Raw genomic sequence first — 23,937 nt, forward strand, 5'->3', positions numbered from 1 at the left:
TTTTACCGATTAAGGTCACATTTATGACACTGGCATGAAGATTGGGCATTGATCTTTGGGTGCGCAGGAGGTAGAACATTAGGGTGGTTGAACATTAATTCACCACTTTTTCTTTCCACCAGATTCCACAGACCTTACATGAGGGACACGGAGTATGAAGAGACAGAAACGAGACCGCCTCGAACGCGCCCATTCACGTGGTTATCAGGCAGGCATTACTGGACGCTCAAAAGAGATGTGTCCGTATCAGTTGATTGACGCTAAGTCTCACTGGTTGGGAGGTTGGCGACAAGCCATGGAGGACAGGTCGGTAGCTGCATAACCGGATGTCACTGAAAAGGGAATATAACCTCCGCCATGCGCGGAGGTTTTTGTTTCCAGGGGAAACGCTTAAAAAGCGGCAGTATCTTTAAACAGGCCGACTTTCAGATCGCTGGCGGTATAAATAAGGTTGCCGTCAACCAGCACTTCACCATCTGCCACGCCCATCACCAGTTTACGGTTAATCACACGTTTGAAGTGAATGCGGTAGGTGACTTTCTTCGCTTCAGGCAGGACCTGTCCGGTGAATTTCACTTCACCCACGCCCAGCGCACGACCTTTACCTTCGCCGCCCAGCCAGCCCAGATAGAAACCGACCAGCTGCCACATGGCATCCAGGCCCAGACAGCCCGGCATCACCGGATCGCCAATAAAGTGACAGCCGAAGAACCAGAGATCAGGATTGATATCCAGCTCCGCTTCAACAAAGCCTTTGTCATATTTGCCGCCGTCTTCGGTCATTTTGACCACGCGGTCCATCATCAGCATGTTGCCAGATGGAAGCGGCGGACCATTTTCGCCAAACAGTTCACCACGACCTGACAGAATCAGATCTTCTTTGGTATAGGATTCGCGTTTATCTACCATGTTTTCAATAAGCCTTGTTTTAGTGAATCACGAATATTAGCGAACAGTTGTACGCTGAGCAAATCGGATTAACGGTGGTTGAACCAGTTAAGCCAGCGGAGCGCCCAGGGACGTTGCGGCACGTCCGGCTGGTTAAACAGGCTAATGCGTTCCTGGATGGTGTTCAGCAGGCAGTCACCCTGACCATCTTCAGTACTCCAGATTTTACCGGTCAGGAGCGGCAGCGCTTCATCAGCACGGTCGATCGCCCAGATGTGGAAGCGACCCTGTTCAACCGCTGTCACAACGGCCTGGTTAAGACTGAGATGACGAACGTTGCAGGCAGGAATAATCACACCCTGCTGACCCGTTAGTTCACGCTGATGACAGATATCAAAGAAGCCTTCGATCTTCTCATTCAGTCCGCCTACCGGTTGTACGTTGCCAAACTGATCGACTGAACCAGTCACGGCGATTTGCTGATTGATCGGCTGATTCGCCAATGCGCTGATTAAGGCACAGAGTTCAGCCAGCGAAGCGCTGTCACCGTCCACCTCGGAATAGGATTGCTCAAAGACCATTGAGGCTGAGAAGGGCAGTTGCTGATCGAGCTCCAGCTCGGCAATCAAAAATGCCTGCATGATCATCATGCCTTTAGCATGAATGTTACCGCCCAGCTCCGCCTTACGCTCAATATCCATGAACTCGCCATCGCCGGGATGAACCACGCAGGTAATACGAGAGGGGTCGCCCCAGGCACGGGGATGACCAGGATATTCCACCACCGACAGGCCGTTAATCTGACCGACTACTTCGCCTTCGGTTTCAATCAGAATCTGTCGCAGCAGAATCTCATCACGCATCCGTTCATTGAGATAATTCTCGCGCCACAAGCGCGCTTCAAGCGCATCACGCAATGCTTCAGCATTGAGTACGTCGCCCATCAGAGCCGACTCGCGCATCTGACGCTGCAGCCAGCGCGGGCAGAGGGGTAGCGTATCCTGATCGCCGCTGTAACGGACACCTTCTTTGATCAGCTCTGGCCAGAAGTCCGCTTCCGGCACGGGCAGGCCCGCCTGTTGCGCCAGTTCAGTACTCCAGCGACACCAGGCCAGCATGTCATCTTCATCAAGAACCTGAATGTTCTCTTCAAATTCAGTATAGATGGCCATTTCATGCGCTTCAGGGTCGAGCTCCTGAAAATCCGCAAGCGCTTCGCGGTCGCCGCACAGGACCAGGTTAAGACTGAGCGGTAATGAAGGAATCGAGACAGGTAGCGGGCGGCGTTCATCCTGAGAGGTCCACTCAACATAGCCTTGCTCAATACACTTTTTCAGGCGCAGCCATAGAATTGGCTGCGTCAGCAGGCTACGCAGTGACAGTACCAGCGTGCCGCCATTGGCGCGATGGATCAGCCCTGGCTCAAGCTGGATGCGATCTTTATACTGCCGCACGCAGCCAAACAACTGCTCCATCTCAATCCACTCAGCAAAGTGAATACCACCCTGACTGGTGAATGGGCGTTGCGGATCGGATGGGGGCTGAAGCGTGACGTTGTCAGCCATGATATGGTAATCACCGCCGGACAGAGTGGTACTGTCAGCCATGACCCGCTGCGCGGCCTGAACGATGAATGTCAGATAATCGCGATTCTCCTGGCTTCTAACCAGCAGTAACGGGAATCCCTGCGACTGGTGATGTAAATGCGCCAGCGCATTCAGCAACCGGGGCTGTACCGTTGCCAGAGCATCAGTTTCTTCATCAGCAATTCGGGAGAAAACGGATTGGTATTGCGCGCTATCCGGCTGTAAGGTCTGCCACGTAAGTTGAGTGCTGGTCAAAATAATCGCATTTATCTGTTTTAAGAAAAGCGAGATTATACAGGATTCACCCTTGTTAAGCACTGCAGACTTCCTGTTGAAGATGTGATGATGGCAGCATGTTTTTCGTTGCTGCATCCGGGAAAAAAGCTGTTATTCTTAGCCCGTTACGTGATCACGATGAGATTCCGATGAAATACCAGCAACTCGAAAATCTTGAATGTGGATGGAAGTGGAAATACCTGGTGAAAAAACATCGGGAAGGTGAACTGATCACGCGTCACCTTGAGTTAAGCGCGGCACAGGCGGCAGTGGATAAACTGCTGGCGATGGAAAATAATCCGGTGACGGTGAACGAGTGGATTGCAGAACATATTCATTCTGATCTTGATAACCGGCTGAAGCAGACCATCCGTGCCAGGCGCAAACGCCATTTCAACGCTGAACATCAGCATACCCGAAAAAAATCGATAGACCTGGAGTATCTGGTCTGGCAGCGGCTGGCAGGCCTCGCTCAGCGGCGTGGCTGCACGCTTTCTGAAACGATTGTTCAGCTGATAGAAGATGCGGAACGCAAAGAGAAATATGCCACTCAGATGTCGAGTCTGAAGCAGGATTTGCAGGCGATTCTGGGTAAATCGGGTTCAGAGAGCGAGTAAGCGGGCAGGGAATTCAGAGTATAGGCGCTAAAGACCGATTGATTACCGGCACAAAAAAACCCCGCTAAGGCGGGGTTTTTTATGACGTGTAAACTTAAGCCTGTGGCTGAGTTACAACGTCTTTGATGCCTTTAACGTCGATTTCTACACGACGGTCCGGCGCCAGGCAGTCGATCAGGGCATTACGGCCTTTCACGCTGTCACAGGTGTTGCCGGTAACTGGGTTAGATTCACCCATGCCACGTGCAGAGATCTTGTTAGAAGGAATACCTTTAGATACCAGGTAATCTACGACTGACTGAGCACGTTTCTCAGACAGTTTCTGGTTGTACTGCTCTGAACCGATGCGATCGGTGAAGCCCAGTACGACAACGGAACCATCTTTAGGATCCATTGAGCTCAGCTGGCTGTACAGCTGATCCAGAGCCTGCTGGCCTTCTGGCTTCAGGGTAGATTTGTTGAAGGTGAACAGAACGTCAGACTTCAGAGTGAAACGCTTGGTTTCAACAACTGGAGCTGGTGCTGGAGCCGGAGCTGGCGCCGGAGCAGCGACGTCATCCTGACCGAAGCGGTATGAAACGCCTACGCTCAGCATGCCGTTGTCTGGACGCGTACCAACGGTCTGTGCATCACCGATGTTGTTAACCCACTGGTAGTCCAGACGGGTAGCCCAGTTTTTGGTCAGCGCATATTCAACACCAACAGCAGCCAGCGGAGATACGCCGGTGTCGTGGTCGCTGATGCGGCCAGTAGTTGGGTTAGTCTGCGTTGAATCTGCACGCCATACCATGCCGCCCAGACGAGTATACACGTCCAGATCGTCATAGATTGGGTAGCTCAGTTTAGCAGCCAGCTGAACGCCCTGTGCTTTGAATGCGCCGTTAGTCACGTTGCCTTTGTTAGGCATGCGACCCAGCCAGTCATAGCCCAGCTCGAAGCCCAGGTATGGATTTGCCTGGTAACCAACGAATGCACCTGCACCCAGCTGGCTTTCATGAGTTGGACCGTCATTGTTTTCGTAACCGTTACCGTAGTAACCAGTGTCGTGATACTGAGACCAGCCCAGTTTAGCACCGGTGTACCAGGTGTCATCTTTCGGAGCGGCCTGCGCTACGGTAGCGAAGCCAGCCAGTGCCACTGCAATTGCGATAGCTGTCTTTTTCATTTTGCGCCTCGTTATCATCCAAATAGGCAATGAGCAAAAAGGTTGCTCTTGGTTTAAATCCTTCGCCGGGTCAAAACGCTCGCTTATGACTCTACCGCAAAAAACGGAGGTTATTGAGCACCCTGGCGAGATAAAGTCTACAACGAGATTGGAAACTTACAAGTATGATGTGAGGCGCTTCTGTAAAAAAACAGCGATTTATACACAATTTCTAACAATTAGCCTGGTAGTATTGTCGCGGCAAAAAGCCTTAAAAACCTGCTAAACCATTGTCACAGCTCGAACTAACAGAATCAGTGGTTTAGCGACGACAGATAAGAAAAATAGCTTGGGAAACTTCTGATTTTTACTTAATGAAACAAATCCGACTGAATTTTTATCGCACTTTGCGGTCTGAGAGGCGCTTCCGATGTCCCGCTTGCCCGCAAAATCAAACCCAGCGCGTCACCCTCTGCCGCCGCATTTTCAAGTTGACGGCGCTCATCTTCGCCAAGGTCATAAGGAATCCATGCCAGAACGACACTGTAATTTCCTGTACGTAATGCCTTGACCATCGCTTCCACCGCATTCAGACGTTCAGAATCGGCGATATGCATACTTTTATCCAGCGGTAATCCCGACTCCTGCATCCAGGTGCGATTCAGTTTATGTGCCGGTGTTAACCACAACTGCCAGCGTGATTGCTGACTCAGCTGCTGTAATAATGGCAACAGCAGCATCTGCATCATACCGGGCTGCTCGCTGCAGCGTAACTCAGTAATTCCACCGCCCTGAGAGGCCGGAACGGAAGAGGACGCGTAATGATGAGCATAGCGTGCATTATCAGGATGTTGTGTTCGCATAAGTTAATCACCAGCAGTTGACTGTATGAATATACAGTACTGTCATCCTGGATAAAGATCAACCCAAATTTCTGAAAACGCCTCGCAAAAACGCGACAAGATTAGTTGAAGCGTTATTTATTCATTGAACCGGCTGACACTTTTTTCTATCTTCTAATTGCCTGATACCCAAGGCAATTTAAGAAGTATTTCTGACATGGAGGTGGTGCAATGAAAAAGGTGAATCCGGTCGTAGAGCGCTCCAGAGCGCGCCTGGCCCCATTGGGACCAATAGAGTCCCGCACCCAGTTTGGGGGGTATGCTCTGGCTGTCGAAAGTGTGGTTTTTGCCTTAATTAATCAAGACGAACTCTATCTGCGGGCCAGTGAACCGCTGCGCGAATACATTACCGATCGCCCGCTGCAACCGTTGATTTTTCGCAAGCGGGGAAAACTGGTCAGCCTCAATTACTTTCGGGTTGATGAGGCCTTATGGCGCGATTCGGACCATCTGCTGGCGCTCTCTGCTGCCTCATTAGAGACGGCGCAGCTGGAGTTGCAGGACAGGCAAGCGTCTCCGCGGCTGAAAGATTTGCCTAATCTCAGTGTACGCATGGAGATGATGCTCTTTGAGGCGGGCGTAATGAGCGTCAATCATCTCTACCAGATAGGGGCCAAGCAGTGCTGGCTGAAGCTGAAAGCGATCAACCAGCACGTGGGATTTCAGACATTACTGGCGCTGCAAGGGGCTATTACGGGCCGCCATGCGGCTGCGCTGCCGCAGGCAACCCGGGCGGAGCTGAATGCATGGTTCCAGCGCACGCTTTTATCACACCCGGACTTCAGAAGTAGTGAAAGCTAGTCAGTAATGAGCGTGCGGCGCAGGCGAGCCACATCCGGCATTAATGCCACCAACAGACCGAGTTGCTGGAGCACCAGCGGCGCACGCGTATCTGCATCTGCAGCCAGCTGGCTGATTCGCTGAGCCAGTTGCTGGCGCATCAGTTCAACATGTTTATCGCTGACCACGTCCGTCTGAAGCACATCCTCGACATAGCAAACCGTATCATCCAGTAAGGCGAGCAGGTCCGGCGCTGTAATTTTATCGCGGTGAGCGCCCAGCGCGGAAATGTAGCTCAGAAATGAGTGATTGGAGCAGAGCAATTGAAAAGCTGAATCACGCAGTTTCTGGCTGGTACGACTTTCACTGCTCATGTTTGAGACGACAGACGCCAGTTCAGCATCCGCATTATGCGCATCACGGCGGGCAATACGATAGGCAAGCCGGTTATCTTTACCCTGGTGATATTGCTCCATGATGGCATCCAGATAACGACAGTTCGCTTTCAGCGTTCGCTCTGCCACAGCTGGCAGCTGACGAAAGCGCCAGTCAGGCCAGATAAAGGCGACAGCCAGCCAGGCCAGACCACAACCGAGTAAGGTATCCACGACACGGGGCAGCGCGACTTCAAACCCTTCACCTAACAGGTTAAAGCAAAGCAGCACCAGCAGAGTGATAAACAGCGTAGCCTGCGCATACTGCACCTGCCTGAAAGCGAAGAACAGCACGCCGGTAATCACTATCAGGATTAACTGCCCTTCAATGGAGGGTACCAGCCATAAAACGGGTAAACCAATCGCAATCCCCGCCAGCGTTCCGCCGATGCGCAAGGCAAGGCGTCGCTGCGTGGCGTTATAGTTGGGCTGGCACACAAACAGGCTGGTCAGCAAAATCCAGTATCCCCGCTCCAGTCCGGTTATCTGAATGAAGCCGTATCCAATACAGAGCACCACTGACATGCGAACCGCATGCCTGAACAGTGCCGACGCGGGAGAGAGATGGCGGCTGAAGCGCAGCCGGATATCACTCCAGCCACTCAACCCTTCACGTGACAGCAGATTGTCACTGTGCTGCGGATCTTCACCGGCCAGCGTCTGCTCTGACTCAATGGATGCGAGCTGTGCGTCAATGGCACGCAGGTTACGTAGCAGCCAGAACAGCGCGCGGGTATGTGGCGCCTCAGGCTCATGTTGCTCAAGTCGTTCAATCGCTTTCTGCAATCGTTCAAACGCACGTTCAAAGCGGCTGTCATGCACCCATCTTTCACGCATCAGGATGCAGTGTGCCAGCTGGCGACAGGCTTGCGCCTGCATATTCAGCAGACGCTGAAAGCGAAACAGAATTTCGTTATAGCGCCAGTCGCCGCGCAGCAGGTGATATTGCAGATGAGAGGAGCTGGCGCGTTCATGAATATCCTGCGCCACAAAGTAGTAGTGCAGACTGCGACGGGTGCCGCGCGATCCGCGATCGCCGCGCAGACGGCTCTGCAGCGTGGTTTTGGTCAGATTGAGCTGCGCCACTAACTGGCTGTTGACCATTGCCGCATCAATAAACGCAGCATCATCCTGCTCGCCCGCATCAGGATCGAACAGATTCGCCTTTGCATCAAGGTAGCGGGCCAGTTGTGAAAAGCTTCCCGCCAGCTGTTCCTGTACCGGTCGGACCGGGAACATCAGATGACCCAGCAGGGTCAGAAGGTTATACCAGAGAGCGCCGACCAGCAGCAGCATTGGCTGCATGTACCACTGGCTGAACAGCCCGATGCCGAGCATGGTATAGACCGCAATCAGCAGCGCACCAAAAGCGATAGTGGCGTAGCGCTGCCCCAGAGCACCCAGCAGAATAAAGCCCCAGGTCGAAATCGCCAGCCCGACCATAAAGGCGAACGGCCAGGGAAACAGCAGCTCTACGGAAACCGAGGCGATGCAGAAGCAGAGCAGGGTAATCAGCAGATTCTTCAGACGTCCGGCCAGACGATCATCAAGATCGGCCAGCGCAGCCGCGACCACCCCCAGCGTCAGAGGAATCGTCCACTCAATCTGATGCAGCCACCAGGGGATGGCAGCGCAGCCACTCAGGGCAAACAGGATCCGCAGCAGATAGCGCCACGTACTGTTAAACAGATATTTTCGCCAGCCAGGCACTGCATCAGACATCATATTAATAGCGGCGGGCATTGGCGTCGCGCGCAGCACGCGCCTCTTCTACTGACACCACCCGGCGTCCAACCGGCCAGAGCGCAATAGCGGCGATCTTAAAGTTTGCAATCCCTGTCGGAATACCGATGATGCTGATGCACTGCACAATGCCCACGGAAATATGCGAAAGGCAGAGCCACCAGCCGAAGAAAATCAGCCAGAAGATGTTCAGAAAGGTGCCGCCGGTATTCAGAATATGACTCTTACTTTCAGGACGCAGCACATCGACATGCACCGCCTCGTTGCCAAACGGCAGCAGCGAGAGTTTAGTGATTTCCCAGCAGGAGCGGGTCAGCGGCAGGGTAAAAACCAGCACGACGCTGATCAATGTGGCAAACAGCCAGCTCAGGGTGGTGAAAAAGCCGCCCAGAACAAAATTCAGAATATTTAAAACGGTGCGCATGATCTTCTTTTCCTTTTGCATTCCGCAAGATGTGACGCCAAGTTTAGCCTGTTTTAAGGCTGGAGCGCCAAGGGTCTGACAGGTAAACTCCCCCTAATCCTCTTATCTGACGTTGGTGTCGGCGTGGAACTGAAAGCAACTTCAATGGGCAAACGGCTTGCTCAGCATCCTTATAACCGTGTTCGTCTGCTGGCAGCGGGTGTCGAAGTCAGTGGCGATAAGCATGAGTATCTGATCCCCTTTAACCAGTTACTTAATATCGCCTGCAAGCGTGGGCTGGTATGGGGCGAGCTGGAATTTTTGCTGGACGATGAAAAAGTGGTCCGGCTGCACGGAACGGAATGGCAGGAGACGCAGCGCTTTCACCACTATCTGATGCAGGCCTGGCAGAACTGGAGTCTGGAGATGAGCACGGTGTGCCGCGAGGTACTCCAGTCACTGCGCGACGAAATCGGGACGTTTGGCGCGCAGGATCGCTGGCTGAATCGCCACGAGCTGCAGGCGCTGAAGATAAAAATTCTCAAACAGTTCGACGCGTTACCGATGCCGCTCACCCGCTTAAACGATTTTCCTGACTGCCGTGATAGCCTGGCATTTTGCCAGCACTGGCTGGATCAGGGTGAGTTGGCTCTGCGGCAGCGAAACCGTGACTGGACTAACGCTATGCTGACCCGCTATCAGTCGTTCTTTGCCAGCGTCGAGAGCACGCCACTCAATCAATCGCAGTGTGAGGCGGTGGTTAATGGCGAGGATTCTCTGCTGGTACTGGCTGGTGCGGGCAGCGGTAAAACCTCGGTGCTGGTGGCCCGTGCAGGCTGGTTAATGGAGCGCAGACTGGCCAGCGCCGATCAAATTCTGTTGCTGGCATTTGGCCGCCAGGCTGCTGGAGAGATGAACGCACGTATTCAGTCCCGGCTCTCTGCGGGTGACATCCAGGCAAAGACTTTCCATTCTCTGGCTCTGCATATTATTCGTGAAGGGAGCAATAAGCAGCCGGTTATCAGCAAGCTGGAGAGCGATGCGGATGCACGTCGCACGCTGCTACTCAGGGAGTGGCGGCAGCAGTGCCACGAGAAAAAGGCGATGGCAAACGGCTGGCGTCAGTGGCTCCGTGACGAACTGGCGTGGGAGTTACCGGAAGGGCCATTCTGGGAGGACGAGAGGCTGGCAAACCGGCTGGCGTCACGTCTGGAGCGCTGGCTCGGTCTGATGCGCATGCATGGCGGTGCGCAGGCAGCGATGATCGCCGACGTGCCGGAAGAGATTCGGGATCGCTTCAGTAAACGCATCAAACTGATGGCACCCCTGCTGAAAGCGTGGAAAAGCGCGCTGAAAGAAGAGGGCGCGGTCGATTTCTCGGGACTCATTCACCAGGCGATTGCCATTCTGGAAAAAGGACGGTTTATCAGTCCGTGGAAACACATTCTGGTGGATGAATTCCAGGATATCTCGCCTCAGCGTGCCGCATTGCTCAGCGCACTACGCCAGCAGAATAAGCGCACCGCGCTGTTTGCTGTCGGCGATGACTGGCAGGCTATCTACCGCTTCAGCGGCGCAGAGATGACGCTGACCACCGCATTTCATCACTACTTCGGTGAGGGCGATCGGTGCGTGCTGGACACCACCTACCGCTTTAATGATCGCATCGGTGACATTGCGAACCGGTTTATCCAGCAGAATCCGCAGCAGCTGGCAAAACCGCTGAACAGCGTCACCAAAGGCAATAAAAAGTCGATTTCGCTGCTGGCGGAGGATCAGCTGGAAGCCCTGCTGAACAAACTCAGCGGTTATGCGAAGCCTGAAGAGCGGATTCTGCTACTGGCGCGCTATCACTATCTGCGACCGGAACTGCTCGATAAAGCCAGAACCCGCTGGCCGAAACTTAATCTGGAATTTATGACAATCCATGCCAGCAAAGGTCAGCAGGCGGATTACGTTATTTTGCTGGGATTGCAGCAGGGCAAAGAGGGTTTCCCGGCGGAAGTACGTGAGTCGATTATCGAACAGGGCCTGTTACCGCAGCCCGAAGCGTTTCCGGATGCCGAAGAGCGCCGTCTGGCCTATGTGGCGCTGACGCGAGCGCGCCAGCAGGTTTTTCTGATGTTTGATAAGGCCGCGCCGTCACCGTTTGTTGATCACTTCCGCGAACTGGGCGTTCCTGTGCTGCGTAAAGCCTGAGTTATTTCAGACGATCGGCCAGATAGCGCTGATAGTCAGGAATCATAATCTCAACGTTTTGGGCAAACAGTGGCGACTGAATAATAAAATCCGCTGTGGAGCGGTTCGTGGCGACCGGGATATTCCAGACGGTCGCCAGACGCAGCAGGGCTTTTACATCCGGATCGTGCGGCACGGCGTTGAGTGGATCCCAGAAAAAAATCAGCGCATCAATTTTACCCTCCGAGATCAGCGCACCTACCTGCTGATCGCCGCCCATGGGGCCGCTCAGCATAGCTGTCACATTCAGACCGGTATTACGATTGATCAGGTTTCCGGTGGTGCCGGTCGCATAGAGGATGTGTGGTTCAAGTGCGGGCTGGTTTTGTTTAATCCATTCAAGCAGAGCGGCTTTACAGTGGTCATGGGCGACCAGCGCGATATGTTTTGTGGTGCCAAGGGTACGAAAAGTCTGTTCCATAAAGGCGTCCTGATAAGGCTCATGCGCAAGAAGAGAGAGCACGAGTGTACCTCTGGCCCTTCAACGCTATCAACTCGTACGTAACATTTTGACCAGGGTCAGTAATTGCTGACGCGTGGCTTCGTCGAAGCGGTGAAACCAGCGATGCAGCGAGGGCAGTTCGGCCTGCGTTGTCCAGTCCAGATCGGCGGTGAGGCGGGAAGAAGAGGGCGTAGCAGAAGCGGAATTTGCAAACCGGGGTACAGAGGCAATCTGATGGGTGCGATTGTAATTCAGCATCGCTTTTTCCATATCAGCTGTCGCGGTTGCTGGCAGGTGGTCACGCACGCTGGTTATCTCATTGCCTTTCTCATCCACCAACTGAAAATTCAGACTGCGGTCAAAATGATAACGCTCACGTTTTGTCTCCAGCGCCGGCAACCGGATAGTGATGGTTTTGGCCACGGCAGTAAAGGTAACGATCATCGGTGCAGACTGATAAGCGATCACACTCTCTTTCTGCCCTTCACGCTGCTGCTCTACCCGAAACAGAAACTGATGCTGACCGCTATCCAGCTCTAAGCTGTCTGCTCCTTTGAGGAACGAGCCTGAAATTTTTCGGCCATCCAGCACCAGCATATCGATTTGGGGATCGAGCTTTAATGTGATGGCAGAACAGGACGCCGAAACAAGGAGTGTAAGTAACCCCGTTAAGGCCAGCGACAGCTTCATTTCAACTCCGGTAAGTGGTGACGCAAAGGATGGCGTGTAGCAAATTCTTACATTATGGCAGCTAATTTACATTTAAACATATTTATTCGTGCGCAGGTTCAATTAATTTCGTCAGGGACTTAACTGTTAAAGCATGCGTCAAACTACACTCAACACTGACCTGAAAGGAGATAAAGATGAACGACCAGACAATTCGCGATGTGCTGACGCGTACCCAACGTATCGCCTTAGTAGGGGCAAGCGATCGTCCCGACCGTCCCAGTTATGGTGTGATGAAATATCTGCTCGATCAGGGCTATGACGTGATCCCGGTCAGCCCGAAACTGGCCGGTAAAACCCTGCTGGGGCAGCAGGCTTATGGCAGCCTGGCGGATGTACCGGGCGAGATTGATATGGTAGATGTCTTCCGCAATTCAGAAGCCGCATGGGGCGTAGCGCAGGAAGCCATTGCTGCAGGTGCAAAAACATTATGGCTGCAGCTGGGTGTGATTAATGAGCAGGCGGCGGTACTGGCACAGGATGCGGGTATGACGGTGATTATGGATCGCTGCCCGAAGATTGAAATTCCGCGTCTGGGGATAACGCGTTAAAAAATTAGCGTGGCGGCAGAGCGTGCCGCCACAGATTAATGCCGCAGATGAGGTGCCTGTAATTGCTGACGTACTGACGCCGCCAGCTCATCCATTGATGGCTGCTCAGGATGCTCAATGCTTGTTTCACCGGACAGCTGAATTTCGGCAACATAGGTATGAACCTGATCGCCTTCCTCATCTTCCATCACCACATGATACCAGGGTGCGGTGCGCATTTTCTCTTCCGCGCCAACATCTTCAATTTTAGGTGCATCTAACGAGTATTCAGGATCGACATCGACGATAACGCCCAGTACGCCGGACAGACGATGACGAACCTGCTGACCAATACCAAATTTACTGGCAATCATAGTGACCTCCGAAAAAAAGCTCTCTTTCCAATATGGGGGCAGGAGCTGATTTTTCAAGTCACATCACGCGGCAGGCGAAACCTTTCAGATAGAGACCTTCCGGATAGCTGGCGATGACCGGATGATCCGCTGCCTGCCGGAACTGCTCAATAAACTGCACTTCGCGACCAGCATCCAGTGCGGCATCGGCAATGATCTTCTGGAACAGATCGGTGGCCATCAGACCGGAACAGGAGAACGTCAGCAGCACGCCGCCCGGGTTAAGTAGCTGAATGGCGAGCATATTAATATCTTTATAGCCGCGGCAGGCACCCATTAACTGGCTTTTGTTTTCGACAAACTTTGGCGGATCCATGATGATCAGATCAAATTTTTCCCCGTTGTCACGATAACGGCGCAGCAATTTGAATACATCATCACGTTCAAAGTGCGCGCGGGAAAGATCCAGCTCATTCAGTTCAACGTTCTGACGGGCAACGTCCAGCGCTTCCTGTGAGGTATCCACGCTGATCACTTCTTTACAGCCGCCCATCAATGCAGAAACCGCGAAGCCGCCAGTATAAGAGAAGCAGTTAAGCACGCGGGCATCCTGCGCGTAACGACGCGTGGCAAGACGGCTGTCACGCTGATCAAGGTAATAGCCGGTTTTATGACCGCCCTGAATATCAACCAGCAGCTTCATGCCATGCTCGGTAATCGGCAGCAGAGGCGGGGGAAGTTCACCGGTGACGGTGCCCTGCGTCAGTTCCAGGCCCTCTTTCTTACGAACAGCGACGTCAGAGCGGTCATAGATGGCACAGCCAGGGAAGCACTGTTGCAGGGCAGTGATGATCGCCGCGCGCTGATATTCCGCACCTGCTGAAAGCAGCTGAAGTACTAAAAAGTTGCCAAAGCGATCAATGGTAACGCCCGGTAAACCATCTGATTCACCGGCGATCAGGCGATAGCTATCCAGACCATCGCGGGCCGCCAGCCATTTGCGCCACTGCTGCGCCTGTTCAAAACGGCGGACAAAGAAGGCGATATCGATGGATTCATCGGCCTGCCAGCTCCAGACGCGGGCGCGGATCTGCGACTCGGGTGAATAAGCGGCACGCGCCAGCCATTTACCGTTGCTGTCACACACGTCAATGGTTTCACCCAGTTGCGCTTTACCTTCCAGACGTGCAACGGCCCCTGAAAAGACCCATGGATGGCGACGGAGCAGGGACTTTTCACGTCCCTTTGCGAGAATCAATCTGACTGTCATAGTTTGCTATGCTTACCTGAAAAAATGAGGCGCCATTGTCCGGTGGATAACGGGAAATTGCAACGAACAGCAGCAGGAGAGAATCATGTCAGCAGCCTGTTTTAAAGCATGGGTTCATGGCCGCGTCCAGGGCGTTGGGTTTCGCTACAGTACGCAGGCTGAAGCCAGAACCCTGGGCGTACTGGGGTACGCGCGAAATCTGGATGACGGCAGCGTCGAGGTGCTGGCCTGGGGCGAGGCGGATCAGGTTGAAGCGCTGATTGCCTGGATTAAAGCGGGCGGACCTCGCAGTGCGCGCGTGGATAAGGTGCTGGTGGAGCCACATCAGCCCGCAGAACCGCCCCGCGATTTCAAAACCGGTTAATTACAGACATTTCGCCGGTTTAGGCAGACCGGCGATTTTCGTCGCCTGTTTAGCGGGTCCTTCCGGGAAGAGGCGAAACAGGTAGCGGCTGTTGCCTTTCTCTTCCCCATACTTCTGCGCCATTGCCTTTACCAGCATTCGCACGGCGGGTGAGGTGTTAAATTCCAGATAAAACGCGCGCACAAAATGGACCACCTCCCAGTGCGCTTCAGTCATAGTAAGCCCTTCCTGTTCCGCGATGTGCGCCGCCAGCGCCTCACTCCAGTCGGCAGTATGCTTCAGATAGCCTTCGGCATCGACGGCGATTTCGTTACCGTTAAAATTCACGTGATGTCCTCTCTGTAAATGACGGCGCAGTTTAGCAAACCTGGCGGGCAGTAAAAGCAAAAACCCCGCCGAAGCGGGGTTTCAAAGGGTGACTGTCACTGCCGGTTAGTTGCTGCGGGCAAAACCCAGCAGGCTCAGCAGACTGACGAAGATGTTATAGAGCGAAACATAGAGGCTGACCGTCGCCCGGATGTAGTTGGTTTCGCCACCCTGGATGATGTTGCTGGTCTCCCACAAAATGGCACCAGCGGAGAACAGGATGAACAGGGCGCTGATAGCCAGATGCAACGCAGGCAGCTGCAGGAAGATATTCGCGACCACCGCCACCAGCAGCACCACAAAACCAGCCATCATCATGCCGCCCAGGAAAGACATATCACGACGGGTAGTCAGCACGTAGGCAGAACAGCAGAAGAACACCAGCGCCGTACCACCCAGTGCCAGCGCGATCACGTCGCCCATGCCTGCGGTCAGGAACGAACTCAGGATAGGACCCAGGCAATATCCCAGGAAGCCGGTGAAAGCAAACGCGGCCAGAATCCCCATCGGGCTGTTTGCCAGACGGTAGGTTAAAAACATCAGGCCATAGAAGCCGACCAGCATCAGGATCAGACCAGGCGCAGGCAGGGCCAGCAGGGTGCTGGCTGTCGCCGTCACCGCGGAAAAGGCCAGGGTCAGCCCCAGCAGAAAATAGGTATTGCGCAGAACTCTGTGCGTTGACAGCAGTGAAGACTGCGATGAGGTGACAATTCTTTCCATGTTGCGCTCCTTTAAGCAGAACACTAAATATGTGCCGAGAATACGCAGGCCATTAAAGAGGGAAAAGGCGTTTTACCCTTCTTTACGCGCTATTCTGCTAATTGTTTGAGCAGAGTGGCGATTTTCACAGCGAAAAATCACAATCTGGCTGTTTTTCAGGCGAATAGACAGATAGACGCTTTACATCGCTAAACGGGATGTTTATAGTGCGCGTCATTGCGGAGGGGTGGCCGAGCGGCTTAAGGCAGCGGTCTTGAAAACCGCCGATGGGAAACCATCCGAGAGTTCGAATCTCTCCTCCTCCGCCACTTTATCTGCCACGGGCAAATCAATAAGTTTACCGAAGCAGTACAGTTTCAAAACGGAGGGGTGGCCGAGCGGCTTAAGGCAGCGGTCTTGAAAACCGCCGATGGGAAACCATCCGAGAGTTCGAATCTCTCCTCCTCCGCCACATTTTACAGGCCAGCACATAGTGCTGGCCTGTTTCGTTTCTGCCACTCCTGTTTCTTCCTCCAGTCTGAAAAATTACGCCTCTTCTGATGACGTGCGGCTGCACATTCATCTGCCCTATGCATCTCTGCTATAGTCCACTCACTGTTTTTGCAAACATCTGGCGCTTTTCTGAGGCGAGCTGAGTTACACTGTTAAATACATCGCTCTGAGGCGAGCTAATCGGTTGATAGCCTGAGTGTTTCTTTACTGAATGAATGGAATAGGCACAATGATCAAGAAACTGAGTCTTTGCGCATTGTCAGTGCTCGCTGCATTGCCGGTCGGAACGGCAGCATTTGCTGCTGATGGCGATATGCAGCTGCAACAGGTGCTGATGGTAAGCCGTCACAATCTGCGCGCGCCGCTGGCCGATAATGGCAGCGTGCTGGAGCAGTCGACCAAAAAGAGCTGGCCGCAGTGGGATGTTCCCGGCGGACAGCTGACCACGAAAGGTGGCGTGCTGGAAGTTTACATGGGTAACTACACCCGTCAGTGGCTGGCACAGCAGGGCCTGGTAAAGAACGGCAGCTGTCCTGACAGCAATAATGTCTTTGTTTACGCGAACAGCCTGCAGCGCACTGTCGCTACCGCGCAGTTCTTTGTCAATGGTGCCTTCCCAGGCTGTGACATTGCCGTCACGCATCAGGATGAAATGGGTTCCATGGATCCTGTCTTCAATCCGGTCATCACCGATGACAGCGAAGCCTTCAATAAAAAAGCGTTAGCCGCCATGGCCGCCGCCAATGAAAAACTGCCGCTAAAACCCGCCTTCCAGCGTCTGGAAAAGATTGTCGACTACAAAAATTCGCCTGCCTGTAACAATAAAAAGCAGTGCGACCTCAGCAGTGGTCAGAACACCTTCAGCGCTGAAAATGGTAAAGAGCCTGGTGTCAGCGGTCCGCTGAAAGTGGGTAATTCGCTGATGGATGCTTTCACGCTGCAATATTATGAAGGCTTCCCGCTGGAGCAGGTTGCCTGGGGGCAGATCAAAACGCCTGAACAGTGGAAAGAGCTGTCAGCCATTAAAAATGGTTATCAGGATGCGCTATTCACCAGCCCGGATGTTTCCCGTGAAGTGGCTGCACCGCTGGTGGATTACATTCGCAGTCAGTTAGTGGATCAGGACAAAGCTAACGCGCCGAAAATTATGCTGATGGTCGGCCATGACTCGAACATCGCCTCGCTGCTGAGCGCGTTGCAGGTCAAGCCTTATGAACTGCCTGATACCTTCGAAAAAACGCCAATTGGCGGTCAGGTTGTTTTCGAACGCTGGCATGATGCGAAAAACGATAAAGACCTGCTCAAGGTGGAGTATGTCTATCAGACCGCCGATCAGCTGCGCAACGCAGACGTGCTGAGCCTGAAGAACCCACCGAAGCGCGTGACGCTGCAGCTGGCGGGTTGTGAGACCGATGCAAACGGCTATTGCAGCTGGGATCAGTTCTCTCTGGTGCTGAATGCTGCGCTGCAGGGCACGCCAATGCAGCCAGCGGCGGCACCACAACCGGCAGCCCAGTCTGACGACGACAGTGCGAAAGCCGCAGCGACGAATGACGCTGCTGCTGATAAGGCTGAAGCGGATAAAGCGACCGCAGCCAAAGAGAAGGCTGACGCCGATAAAGCTGCCGCTGAGAAGTCTGAAGCGGATAAAGCTGCCGCAGAAAAGGCAAAAGCGGATAAGGCTGCAGCCGAGAAAGCTGCAGCAGAAAAGGCAAAAGCGGATAAGGCTGCAGCCGAGAAAGCTGCGGCTGAAAAGGCAAAAGCGGACAAAGCAGCAGCAGAAAAAGCCGCTGCTGAGAAAGCGAAAGCTGACAATGCAGCAGAATCAGCCAGTGATAATAAAGCCACGACTGACAAAGCTGACGCCGCAAACGCGCCTGCAACCGCGAAAGAGGACCATTCAACGTCAGCGGCTGTGGCCACACAGTAATTGCGCTTTACGGCCAATACGAAAAAACCCCGTCGAGACGGGGTTTTTTTATGGCTGCAGGACGATTATCCCGCTACGACAACCAGTTTCTGATTAGCAAACTCTTTAATGCCCAGATCAGAAAGCTCACGACCATAGCCTGAACGTTTCACACCACCAAACGGCAGCTCAGCAGAGGTATCGCTCTGGGAGTTGATAAACACCATACCGGTTTCAATGGCAGAAGCCAGTTTACGACCACGTGCAATGTCACGGGTCCAGACTGAGCCACCCAGACCGTAGTGCGAGTCATTTGCCAGCGCCACAGCTGCGTTATCATCACCCACAACGTAGATCTGCGCGACAGGACCAAAGAACTCCTCATAATAGGCGGGGTTGTCCGGGGTAATGCCAGTCAGAATGGTTGGCTGATAAAAGCAGCCCGTTCCTTCAACAGCTTTGCCGCCCGTCACCAGTTTTGCGCCACTCGCTACGGCTTCGTCTACCTGCTTCACCAGGCGGTCGCGCGCGTCAGCAGAAGAGAGTGGGCCAAGGGTGGTCTTCTCATCCAGTGGATCGCCCAGTGTGGCAGAACTCAGCGCGGCGCTGAACTGGCTGATAAAGCGGTCGGCAATCTTCTCATGCAGAATGAAACGTTTTGCGGCGGTACAGACCTGGCCGCAGTTACTGAGACGCGCCTGCACGCCCTGACGGACGGCTTCATCAAGATCGGCGTCATCCAGCACCACAAACACGTCATTGCCGCCCAGTTCAAGCGTCGATTTCTTCAGATGCTTACCGGCCTGCTCAGCCACGGCACTGCCCGCGCGCTCGGAACCGGTCAGGGCAACACCCTGAACCCGATCATCAGCAATCAGATCGGCGACCTGATCTGTAGAGATGAACAGGTTAGTCCAGGCGCCTTCTGGCGCACCTGCTTCACGCACCAGCTTTTCAAAGACATCGGCACAGTGCGGCACAATGTTAGCGTGTTTCGCCAGTACCGGATTACCCAGCGCCAGGTTAGGAGCCAGTACGCGCATCAGCTGATAGTAAGGAAAGTTCCACGGCTCGACAGCGACTAACACGCCAATCGGGTGATACTCAACCCAGGCTTCGCCCAGATCGCTGGGATAGGACTGCGGCTGCAGAATACGTTCCGCATTCTCTGCGTAGTAGCGGGCAATCTGCGAACAGATTTTCACTTCGCCACGGCTCTGACCAATCAGTTTCCCCATCTCTTTACTGGCGATGGTGGCCAGTTCTTCCGCGCGGCTATCAATCAGGTCAGCCAGTTTTTTCAGCACCTGCAGACGCGGCTGAATGTCACCTTTGCTCCATGAGGAGTGGAAAAGATGATCGGCCACATCCAGGGCATGGCTGACGGCGGCCTCATCATGTGACGGCCAGCTTTTCAGCAACTGGTTGTTCGCGGGATTAATGCTTTGATAGGAAGACATAGCGTACTCCTTGGTGAGGTAAAAAAATTGAGGGCGGGAAAGTCCCGCCCCTGAATCAGACGTTCTTACGTTCTACGGGCTTGTCATCCCAGGTCAGGAGATCTTTATCGGTTTTTTCAAAGGCACGAATCAGCACGTCATCGCTGCCTTGCTGACGCCAGATCTCTTCTGCCAGTCTCTCATCGTAATTCGCCACTTCGAAAATGGCCTCGGCAATTTCAGGGGAGGTATGACGCAGACTGGCCCATTCGCCAACGTGATGTGCTTTCGATTGTTCAGTAGACATACTTTTCTCCTTTGTTTAAATCAGTCCTGCAGTTTCACTGTCAGTCCGGCAACATGTTCACCCTGGAAACGGGCAATATTCAGTTCCGCTTCAGTCGGCTGACGCGAACCATCGCCGCCCGCCAGCGTGGTCGCACCATATGGCGTGCCACCGCGAACCTGTGAGATATCGAACAACTCTTTGGTGCCGTAGCCGATAGGCACAATGACCATGCCGTGATGCGCCAGTGTGGTCCAGACCGAAGTAATGGTCTGTTCCTGACCGCCACCGGTACCGGTTGAGGTAAAGACGCTGGCAACCTTGCCAAACAGCGCGCCTGACGCCCAGAGACCGCCAGTGCGATCCCAGAACGTCCGCATCTGTCCGGACATGTTGCCAAAGCGGGTCGGAGTACCGACGATAATCGCGTCATACTGCGGCAGTACCTCAGGCGTCGCTTCTGCTGCCTGTTGATGGGTTTTGCCGCCCACCTGTGCAAAGCGATCGGCCTCCATCGTTTCAGGAACCCGCAGGATATCCACTTCCGCGCCGGGAACCCGACGAGCGCCTTCTGCTACAGCGTTCGCCATCGTTTCGATATGTCCGTACATCGAGTAGTAGAGCACCAGAATCCTGGCCATAGGTCTCTCCAGATGGTTTTGACGTCCAGAAAAGTATAGAAGAGCTTTCGCTTTACGCAGGCGATGCTTACTCCGCAGTGGATGAGTCGGGCAAGAAATCTGCAGCTAATCGGTTATATGTCGGCAGAATGTTCGTTCTTTAATCAAATTGCTGATGATTACTCTGTTGCTAAATGTGACTGTCGTGGGAGTTAAAGAAGAATCTGGCTATTATTTAACCATGAGTTGAATTCGGCTTCGGGCCGTCAGCTCTCTGCTATTTCATTCTTATTTATCGCACTATGCGACAGGAGCAAATCATGGCAACACATCGTGGAGGTTCAGGGAATTTTGCTGAGAACCGTGAACGTGCCGCAGAAGCGGGACGTAAAGGGGGCAAAAACAGCGGTGGGAATTTCAAAAACGATCCGCAGCGCGCCGCGCGTGCCGGTGAGAAGGGCGGGCGCAGCAGTCCTAAAAAAACGGACGCATAATCCCACTCTGCCGCCGGTTAAGGCCGGCGGTTAACGTCGTTGCTTTTCCCCCTCGCTCTCCCCACAATATCGTCCGGACACATCATCAGGTGAATTATGTCGGACACATCCCGCAGTTTAACCCTGCGCCTGACGCGGCAGGAGCTGGTATTACTTTTTATCACCATGATCTGGGGCGGCACCTTTCTGGTGGTGCATCGGGCGATGCAGCACTCCGGCCCGTTCTTCTTTGTCGGCCTTCGTTTTGCCACCGCCGCACTGCTGCTGGCGCTCTTTTTTCGCCGCTATCTGGCCGACATGACCTGGCTGGAAGTGAAAGCGGGCGCACTGATTGGTCTGTCTATCGCCGGAGGTTATGGTCTTCAGACCTGGGGCATGCAGACTATCTCCAGCAGTCAGTCCGCCTTTCTTACTGCGCTTTATGTTCCGGTGGTGCCATTGCTGCAGTGGCTGTTTTTACGCCGTCCGCCGGGGTTAATGTCGTGGCTGGGGATTGTGCTGGCCTTTGCCGGCTTGTTGCTGGTGGCCGGGCCGCAGGATGGCCGTATCAGCCTGAATGCAGGTGAAATCGCGACGCTGCTCAGCACCCTGGCGATTGCCGCCGAAATTATCTTAATCAGCCGCTATGCCGGTCAGGTTGATGTACGCCGCGTGACGCTAATCCAGCTGGCGGTGGCGTCGCTGTGTGCCTTTGCTTTGATGATCCCCAATGGCGAAACAGTGCCCGCAATTTCAACGCCGCTGCTGCTCAGCGCGCTGGGGCTGGGCGCGGCCAGCGCCCTGATTCAGGTCACCATGAACTGGGCGCAGCGCAGCGTTTCGCCAACCCGCGCCACGGTAATCTATGCCGGGGAACCGGTCTGGGCGGGCGTGGTAGGGCGAATTGCCGGTGAGCGACTGCCTGCGCTGGCGTTGCTGGGTGGGGCGCTGATCGTCTGCGGGGTTATCGTCAGTGAACTGCGGCTGAAACGGAAAAAAGCGGTGCAGCCTGCTGCGACACCGCTGGAGTAGTTAACCCTGCTGTCGCACCAGCGGTTTATCCTGCTGTGTCGCACTGCGTCGGCGCAGAATGGCATTGAGGATAATCGCGCCAAAGGTAGCAGTGCCGATCCCGCCAAGCGTGAAAGAGCCGATTTTCAGCGCGAAATCCACTGCGCCAAGCACCAGCGTAGTGGCGACCATAATCAGGTTGCTGTTCTGACCTAAATCGACATGGTTCTGCACCCAGATGCGTGCGCCCGCCACCGCAATCAGCCCGAACACCACAATGGATGCACCGCCAATCACCGGGGTCGGAATGGTGTGGATCAGCGCACCAAACTTCGGTGAGAAACCGGCGAGGATGGCGATAATAGCTGCGGCGACAAACGCCAGCGTGGAGTAGACCTTAGTCACGGCCATCACCCCGATGTTCTCAGCATAGGTGGTTACGCCACTGCCGCCCATCGAGCCGGAAAGCATCGTAGCCAGCCCATCGCCCACAAAGGCTCGTCCCATGTAAGGGTCAAGGTTACGGCCGGTCATCCCCGCCACGGCTTTCAGATGTCCCAGGTTTTCCGCCACCAGAATGATCGCGACCGGGGCGATCAGCACCATCGCCTGCAGATCAAAGGTCGGTGCGGTGGTATGCGGCAGGCCAAACCAGGCTGCCTGTGACAGCAGTTTAAAATCGACCGGCTTGCCCAGCCCCAGAACGTTAGTCAGCAGCGCATAGATCGCCCAGGCCAGAATCAGTCCGACCAGAATCAGCAGACGCTGTACCATCCCGCGGGTAAACACTGCGACCAGACCGATACAGAGCACGGTCATCACCGCAACCCAGCTGTCGAATGAAGAGGCGGAGACGCTATGCACCGCGATGGGAGCCAGATTCAGCCCGATTGCCATCACCACCGCGCCGGTCACCACTGGCGGCATCAGATTTTCAATCCAGCGCGTGCCTGACTTCATGACCACCAGCCCAATCAGTGTGTAGAGCAGGCCGCAGGCGATCACGCCGCCCAGCGCCACGCTGAGGTTGGGATTCAGTCCCTGACCGCTGAAGCCGGTCACCGCAATCACCACGCCAACAAAGGCAGCGCTCGACCCGAGATAGCTGGGCACGCGACCACCGGTTATAAAGAAGAACAGCAGGGTGCCAATACCCGAGACCAGAATCGCCAGATTGGGATCCAGCCCCATCAGCAGCGGCATCAGCACCGTTGCGCCAAACATCGCTACCGCATGCTGCAAACCCAGCACCAGCGTCTGCCCCAGCGGCAGTGTTTCATCCGGGGCGATAATACCGTTTTCGGTCAGTGCCGACTTCTTTTGCCATTGCGGAAACCAGGATCGTGCCATCGTTTACTCCAGAACGTGATGAATGCCGGTAAGGTTCAGGGAAGAGTTATCAGGCTTCCTGCCGCATCAGGGGATGATAGCCCCGGTCAAACCACATGAGGCCATGGGTATCATCATTTCGCACTATGCCCACGACTTCGCAGAACAGCGTGTCATGTGTACCGACGCTGACAATCTGCGTAATGCGACAGTCAAAGGAGGCAACTGCGCCGCTCAGTACCGGCGAGCCGGTCACGGCCGTCGACCACTCAGCGGCAATAAAACGGTCAGCCATCGGCGTTTTTCCGCCGAACAGACTGGAGAGCGCTTCGTGTCCCGCCGCCAGCGTATTGACGCAGAGCTGCATGTTTTCGCGGAACACCGGATATACCGAGGCTGAGCGGTTCAGGCAGACCAGCAGCGTTGGCGGCGAATCGGTGACGCTGCACACCGCTGAGGCGGTAAAGCCTGCGCGTCCGGCCGGGCCTTCCGTCGTGATGATGTTGACCGCAGCGCCGAGCCGCGACATCGCATGACGAAACTCAGTTTTCTCAACGGCGGGGGTAAGGGTATCCAGGCTCATAGTGTTCTCC

26 protein-coding genes and 2 tRNA genes are annotated in these 23,937 nt (G+C 54.3%); 11 read left to right on the top strand and 17 right to left on the bottom strand.

Features of this window, described 5'->3' with window-relative positions; genetic code table 11:
• The first annotated feature begins 154 nt into the window (after positions 1-154).
• Positions 155-322 carry a ribosome modulation factor gene (rmf, locus tag AC6I8J_RS06555; RefSeq protein ID WP_008925875.1) on the top strand — a complete coding sequence of 56 codons (168 nt, stop codon included), beginning with the start codon at positions 155-157 and terminating at the stop codon, positions 320-322.
• A 68-nt stretch (positions 323-390) separates the two neighbouring features.
• Here rmf and fabA read toward each other — a convergent pair whose 3' ends face one another.
• Both fabA and AC6I8J_RS06565 read right to left on the bottom strand, forming a co-directional pair.
• Complete coding sequence (gene fabA, locus AC6I8J_RS06560; RefSeq protein ID WP_008925876.1) at positions 391-909, bottom strand: bifunctional 3-hydroxydecanoyl-ACP dehydratase/trans-2-decenoyl-ACP isomerase; 519 nt, start codon at positions 907-909, stop codon at positions 391-393.
• A 68-nt stretch (positions 910-977) separates the two neighbouring features.
• Entirely contained in the window at positions 978-2,846 is a 1,869-nt protein-coding gene (locus AC6I8J_RS06565) for an AAA family ATPase (protein ID WP_161735660.1), read from the bottom strand.
• A 53-nt stretch (positions 2,847-2,899) separates the two neighbouring features.
• On the opposite strand from AC6I8J_RS06565, the gene matP reads away from it, so the two are divergent.
• On the top strand, positions 2,900-3,367 hold the full coding sequence (gene matP, locus AC6I8J_RS06570; RefSeq protein WP_143813132.1) for a macrodomain Ter protein MatP: 468 nt from the start codon (positions 2,900-2,902) through the stop codon (positions 3,365-3,367).
• Between the two features lie 94 nt (positions 3,368-3,461).
• Here matP and ompA read toward each other — a convergent pair whose 3' ends face one another.
• Entirely contained in the window at positions 3,462-4,532 is a 1,071-nt protein-coding gene (gene ompA, locus AC6I8J_RS06575; protein ID WP_010255028.1) for a porin OmpA, read from the bottom strand.
• Positions 4,533-4,882: 350 nt separating this feature from the next.
• Positions 4,883-5,374 carry an SOS-induced cell division inhibitor SulA gene (gene sulA / locus AC6I8J_RS06580; protein ID WP_161735658.1) on the bottom strand — a complete coding sequence of 164 codons (492 nt, stop codon included), beginning with the start codon at positions 5,372-5,374 and terminating at the stop codon, positions 4,883-4,885.
• 210 nt (positions 5,375-5,584) lie between these two features.
• Between sulA and AC6I8J_RS06585 the strand changes: the two genes are divergently transcribed.
• The gene (locus AC6I8J_RS06585; RefSeq protein ID WP_161735656.1) at positions 5,585-6,214 is read left to right on the top strand and encodes a TfoX/Sxy family DNA transformation protein; all 630 of its coding nucleotides are present in this window, start codon (positions 5,585-5,587) and stop codon (positions 6,212-6,214) included.
• Here the strand turns inward: AC6I8J_RS06585 and yccS are convergent.
• Both yccS and AC6I8J_RS06595 read right to left on the bottom strand, forming a co-directional pair.
• A complete protein-coding gene (gene yccS, locus AC6I8J_RS06590; protein ID WP_253422138.1) occupies positions 6,211-8,370 on the bottom strand; it encodes a YccS family putative transporter in 2,160 nt (719 codons plus the stop codon). The two genes, AC6I8J_RS06585 and yccS, sit on opposite strands and share 4 nt — an antisense overlap.
• The gene (locus AC6I8J_RS06595) at positions 8,354-8,794 is read right to left on the bottom strand and encodes a YccF domain-containing protein (RefSeq protein WP_161735652.1); all 441 of its coding nucleotides are present in this window, start codon (positions 8,792-8,794) and stop codon (positions 8,354-8,356) included. Before AC6I8J_RS06595 ends, yccS begins: the two co-directional genes overlap by 17 nt.
• Positions 8,795-8,917: 123 nt before the next feature.
• Here AC6I8J_RS06595 and helD point away from each other — a divergent pair, with 123 nt between their 5' ends.
• Positions 8,918-10,972, top strand: coding sequence for a DNA helicase IV (helD, locus tag AC6I8J_RS06600; protein WP_497825188.1), 2,055 nt, complete (start codon positions 8,918-8,920; stop codon positions 10,970-10,972).
• A 1-nt stretch (position 10,973) separates the two neighbouring features.
• Here helD and mgsA read toward each other — a convergent pair whose 3' ends face one another.
• Together mgsA and AC6I8J_RS06610 are read right to left on the bottom strand one after the other, a co-directional pair.
• Complete coding sequence (gene mgsA, locus AC6I8J_RS06605; protein WP_161736446.1) at positions 10,974-11,432, bottom strand: methylglyoxal synthase; 459 nt, start codon at positions 11,430-11,432, stop codon at positions 10,974-10,976.
• 69 nt (positions 11,433-11,501) lie between these two features.
• Complete coding sequence (locus AC6I8J_RS06610) at positions 11,502-12,143, bottom strand: YccT family protein (protein WP_161736445.1); 642 nt, start codon at positions 12,141-12,143, stop codon at positions 11,502-11,504.
• Between the two features lie 176 nt (positions 12,144-12,319).
• On the opposite strand from AC6I8J_RS06610, the gene AC6I8J_RS06615 reads away from it, so the two are divergent.
• On the top strand, positions 12,320-12,733 hold the full coding sequence (locus AC6I8J_RS06615) for a CoA-binding protein (protein ID WP_150009839.1): 414 nt from the start codon (positions 12,320-12,322) through the stop codon (positions 12,731-12,733).
• A gap of 35 nt (positions 12,734-12,768) precedes the next feature.
• On the opposite strand, the gene hspQ is transcribed toward AC6I8J_RS06615, so the two are convergent.
• Both hspQ and rlmI read right to left on the bottom strand, forming a co-directional pair.
• Positions 12,769-13,086 (bottom strand): heat shock protein HspQ, encoded by a 318-nt coding sequence (gene hspQ / locus AC6I8J_RS06620; protein ID WP_161736444.1) that lies wholly within the window; start codon positions 13,084-13,086, stop codon positions 12,769-12,771.
• A gap of 58 nt (positions 13,087-13,144) precedes the next feature.
• Positions 13,145-14,335, bottom strand: a complete 1,191-nt coding sequence (gene rlmI / locus AC6I8J_RS06625; protein WP_260057816.1) for a 23S rRNA (cytosine(1962)-C(5))-methyltransferase RlmI — start codon at positions 14,333-14,335, stop codon at positions 13,145-13,147.
• A gap of 85 nt (positions 14,336-14,420) precedes the next feature.
• Here rlmI and yccX point away from each other — a divergent pair, with 85 nt between their 5' ends.
• The gene (gene yccX / locus AC6I8J_RS06630; protein ID WP_161736442.1) at positions 14,421-14,699 is read left to right on the top strand and encodes an acylphosphatase; all 279 of its coding nucleotides are present in this window, start codon (positions 14,421-14,423) and stop codon (positions 14,697-14,699) included.
• On the opposite strand, the gene tusE is transcribed toward yccX, so the two are convergent.
• The gene (gene tusE / locus AC6I8J_RS06635) at positions 14,700-15,026 is read right to left on the bottom strand and encodes a sulfurtransferase TusE (protein ID WP_161736441.1); all 327 of its coding nucleotides are present in this window, start codon (positions 15,024-15,026) and stop codon (positions 14,700-14,702) included. It abuts the gene before it with no gap.
• A 105-nt stretch (positions 15,027-15,131) separates the two neighbouring features.
• The gene (yccA, locus tag AC6I8J_RS06640; RefSeq protein WP_090962424.1) at positions 15,132-15,785 is read right to left on the bottom strand and encodes an FtsH protease modulator YccA; all 654 of its coding nucleotides are present in this window, start codon (positions 15,783-15,785) and stop codon (positions 15,132-15,134) included.
• A gap of 220 nt (positions 15,786-16,005) precedes the next feature.
• Here yccA and AC6I8J_RS06645 point away from each other — a divergent pair.
• From AC6I8J_RS06645 to agp, 3 genes are all read left to right on the top strand, one after another.
• Positions 16,006-16,093, top strand: a tRNA-Ser gene (locus AC6I8J_RS06645).
• A 55-nt stretch (positions 16,094-16,148) separates the two neighbouring features.
• Positions 16,149-16,236, top strand: a tRNA-Ser gene (locus AC6I8J_RS06650).
• A 270-nt stretch (positions 16,237-16,506) separates the two neighbouring features.
• Positions 16,507-18,207, top strand: coding sequence for a bifunctional glucose-1-phosphatase/inositol phosphatase (agp, locus tag AC6I8J_RS06655; RefSeq protein ID WP_497825189.1), 1,701 nt, complete (start codon positions 16,507-16,509; stop codon positions 18,205-18,207).
• A gap of 65 nt (positions 18,208-18,272) precedes the next feature.
• On the opposite strand, the gene AC6I8J_RS06660 is transcribed toward agp, so the two are convergent.
• The 3 genes from AC6I8J_RS06660 to wrbA are packed head-to-tail and all read right to left on the bottom strand — an operon-like array spanning position 18,273 to position 20,552.
• Positions 18,273-19,646 carry an NAD-dependent succinate-semialdehyde dehydrogenase gene (locus AC6I8J_RS06660; protein WP_480343588.1) on the bottom strand — a complete coding sequence of 458 codons (1,374 nt, stop codon included), beginning with the start codon at positions 19,644-19,646 and terminating at the stop codon, positions 18,273-18,275.
• Between the two features lie 55 nt (positions 19,647-19,701).
• Positions 19,702-19,932: a YccJ family protein gene (locus AC6I8J_RS06665; RefSeq protein WP_003850006.1), complete on the bottom strand. Its 231-nt coding sequence runs from the start codon at positions 19,930-19,932 to the stop codon at positions 19,702-19,704.
• A 20-nt stretch (positions 19,933-19,952) separates the two neighbouring features.
• A complete protein-coding gene (gene wrbA / locus AC6I8J_RS06670) occupies positions 19,953-20,552 on the bottom strand; it encodes an NAD(P)H:quinone oxidoreductase (protein ID WP_161736438.1) in 600 nt (199 codons plus the stop codon).
• A gap of 299 nt (positions 20,553-20,851) precedes the next feature.
• Here wrbA and AC6I8J_RS06675 point away from each other — a divergent pair, with 299 nt between their 5' ends.
• Both AC6I8J_RS06675 and AC6I8J_RS06680 read left to right on the top strand, forming a co-directional pair.
• The gene (locus AC6I8J_RS06675) at positions 20,852-21,025 is read left to right on the top strand and encodes a con-10 family general stress protein (protein WP_161736437.1); all 174 of its coding nucleotides are present in this window, start codon (positions 20,852-20,854) and stop codon (positions 21,023-21,025) included.
• 96 nt (positions 21,026-21,121) lie between these two features.
• Positions 21,122-22,036 (top strand): DMT family transporter, encoded by a 915-nt coding sequence (locus AC6I8J_RS06680; RefSeq protein WP_253421539.1) that lies wholly within the window; start codon positions 21,122-21,124, stop codon positions 22,034-22,036.
• Here the strand turns inward: AC6I8J_RS06680 and rutG are convergent, their stop codons facing one another.
• The gene (gene rutG / locus AC6I8J_RS06685) at positions 22,037-23,365 is read right to left on the bottom strand and encodes a pyrimidine utilization transport protein G (RefSeq protein ID WP_497825190.1); all 1,329 of its coding nucleotides are present in this window, start codon (positions 23,363-23,365) and stop codon (positions 22,037-22,039) included.
• Positions 23,366-23,414: 49 nt separating this feature from the next.
• Positions 23,415-23,927 carry an NADH-dependent FMN reductase RutF gene (gene rutF, locus AC6I8J_RS06690; protein WP_161736434.1) on the bottom strand — a complete coding sequence of 171 codons (513 nt, stop codon included), beginning with the start codon at positions 23,925-23,927 and terminating at the stop codon, positions 23,415-23,417.
• Between the last annotated feature and the right edge of the window lie 10 nt (positions 23,928-23,937).

Source organism: Pantoea sp. X-Soil-ISGK-355, assembly GCF_059730805.1.

Bases quoted from the DNA above. Each gene is read 5' to 3' on its own strand.
- rmf (WP_008925875.1), top strand. From the start codon at position 155: ATGAAGAGACAGAAACGAGACCGCCTCGAACGCGCCCATTCACGTGGT.
- fabA (WP_008925876.1), bottom strand. From the start codon at position 909: ATGGTAGATAAACGCGAATCCTATACCAAAGAAGATCTGATTCTGTCA.
- AC6I8J_RS06565 (WP_161735660.1), bottom strand. From the start codon at position 2,846: ATGCAGCAACGAAAAACATGCTGCCATCATCACATCTTCAACAGGAAG.
- matP (WP_143813132.1), top strand. From the start codon at position 2,900: ATGAAATACCAGCAACTCGAAAATCTTGAATGTGGATGGAAGTGGAAA.
- ompA (WP_010255028.1), bottom strand. From the start codon at position 4,532: ATGAAAAAGACAGCTATCGCAATTGCAGTGGCACTGGCTGGCTTCGCT.
- sulA (WP_161735658.1), bottom strand. From the start codon at position 5,374: ATGCGAACACAACATCCTGATAATGCACGCTATGCTCATCATTACGCG.
- AC6I8J_RS06585 (WP_161735656.1), top strand. From the start codon at position 5,585: ATGAAAAAGGTGAATCCGGTCGTAGAGCGCTCCAGAGCGCGCCTGGCC.
- yccS (WP_253422138.1), bottom strand. From the start codon at position 8,370: ATGCCCGCCGCTATTAATATGATGTCTGATGCAGTGCCTGGCTGGCGA.
- AC6I8J_RS06595 (WP_161735652.1), bottom strand. From the start codon at position 8,794: ATGCGCACCGTTTTAAATATTCTGAATTTTGTTCTGGGCGGCTTTTTC.
- mgsA (WP_161736446.1), bottom strand. From the start codon at position 11,432: ATGGAACAGACTTTTCGTACCCTTGGCACCACAAAACATATCGCGCTG.
- AC6I8J_RS06610 (WP_161736445.1), bottom strand. From the start codon at position 12,143: ATGAAGCTGTCGCTGGCCTTAACGGGGTTACTTACACTCCTTGTTTCG.
- AC6I8J_RS06615 (WP_150009839.1), top strand. From the start codon at position 12,320: ATGAACGACCAGACAATTCGCGATGTGCTGACGCGTACCCAACGTATC.
- hspQ (WP_161736444.1), bottom strand. From the start codon at position 13,086: ATGATTGCCAGTAAATTTGGTATTGGTCAGCAGGTTCGTCATCGTCTG.
- rlmI (WP_260057816.1), bottom strand. From the start codon at position 14,335: ATGACAGTCAGATTGATTCTCGCAAAGGGACGTGAAAAGTCCCTGCTC.
- yccX (WP_161736442.1), top strand. From the start codon at position 14,421: ATGTCAGCAGCCTGTTTTAAAGCATGGGTTCATGGCCGCGTCCAGGGC.
- yccA (WP_090962424.1), bottom strand. From the start codon at position 15,785: ATGGAAAGAATTGTCACCTCATCGCAGTCTTCACTGCTGTCAACGCAC.
- agp (WP_497825189.1), top strand. From the start codon at position 16,507: ATGATCAAGAAACTGAGTCTTTGCGCATTGTCAGTGCTCGCTGCATTG.
- AC6I8J_RS06660 (WP_480343588.1), bottom strand. From the start codon at position 19,646: ATGTCTTCCTATCAAAGCATTAATCCCGCGAACAACCAGTTGCTGAAA.
- AC6I8J_RS06665 (WP_003850006.1), bottom strand. From the start codon at position 19,932: ATGTCTACTGAACAATCGAAAGCACATCACGTTGGCGAATGGGCCAGT.
- wrbA (WP_161736438.1), bottom strand. From the start codon at position 20,552: ATGGCCAGGATTCTGGTGCTCTACTACTCGATGTACGGACATATCGAA.
- AC6I8J_RS06675 (WP_161736437.1), top strand. From the start codon at position 20,852: ATGGCAACACATCGTGGAGGTTCAGGGAATTTTGCTGAGAACCGTGAA.
- AC6I8J_RS06680 (WP_253421539.1), top strand. From the start codon at position 21,122: ATGTCGGACACATCCCGCAGTTTAACCCTGCGCCTGACGCGGCAGGAG.
- rutG (WP_497825190.1), bottom strand. From the start codon at position 23,365: ATGGCACGATCCTGGTTTCCGCAATGGCAAAAGAAGTCGGCACTGACC.
- rutF (WP_161736434.1), bottom strand. From the start codon at position 23,927: ATGAGCCTGGATACCCTTACCCCCGCCGTTGAGAAAACTGAGTTTCGT.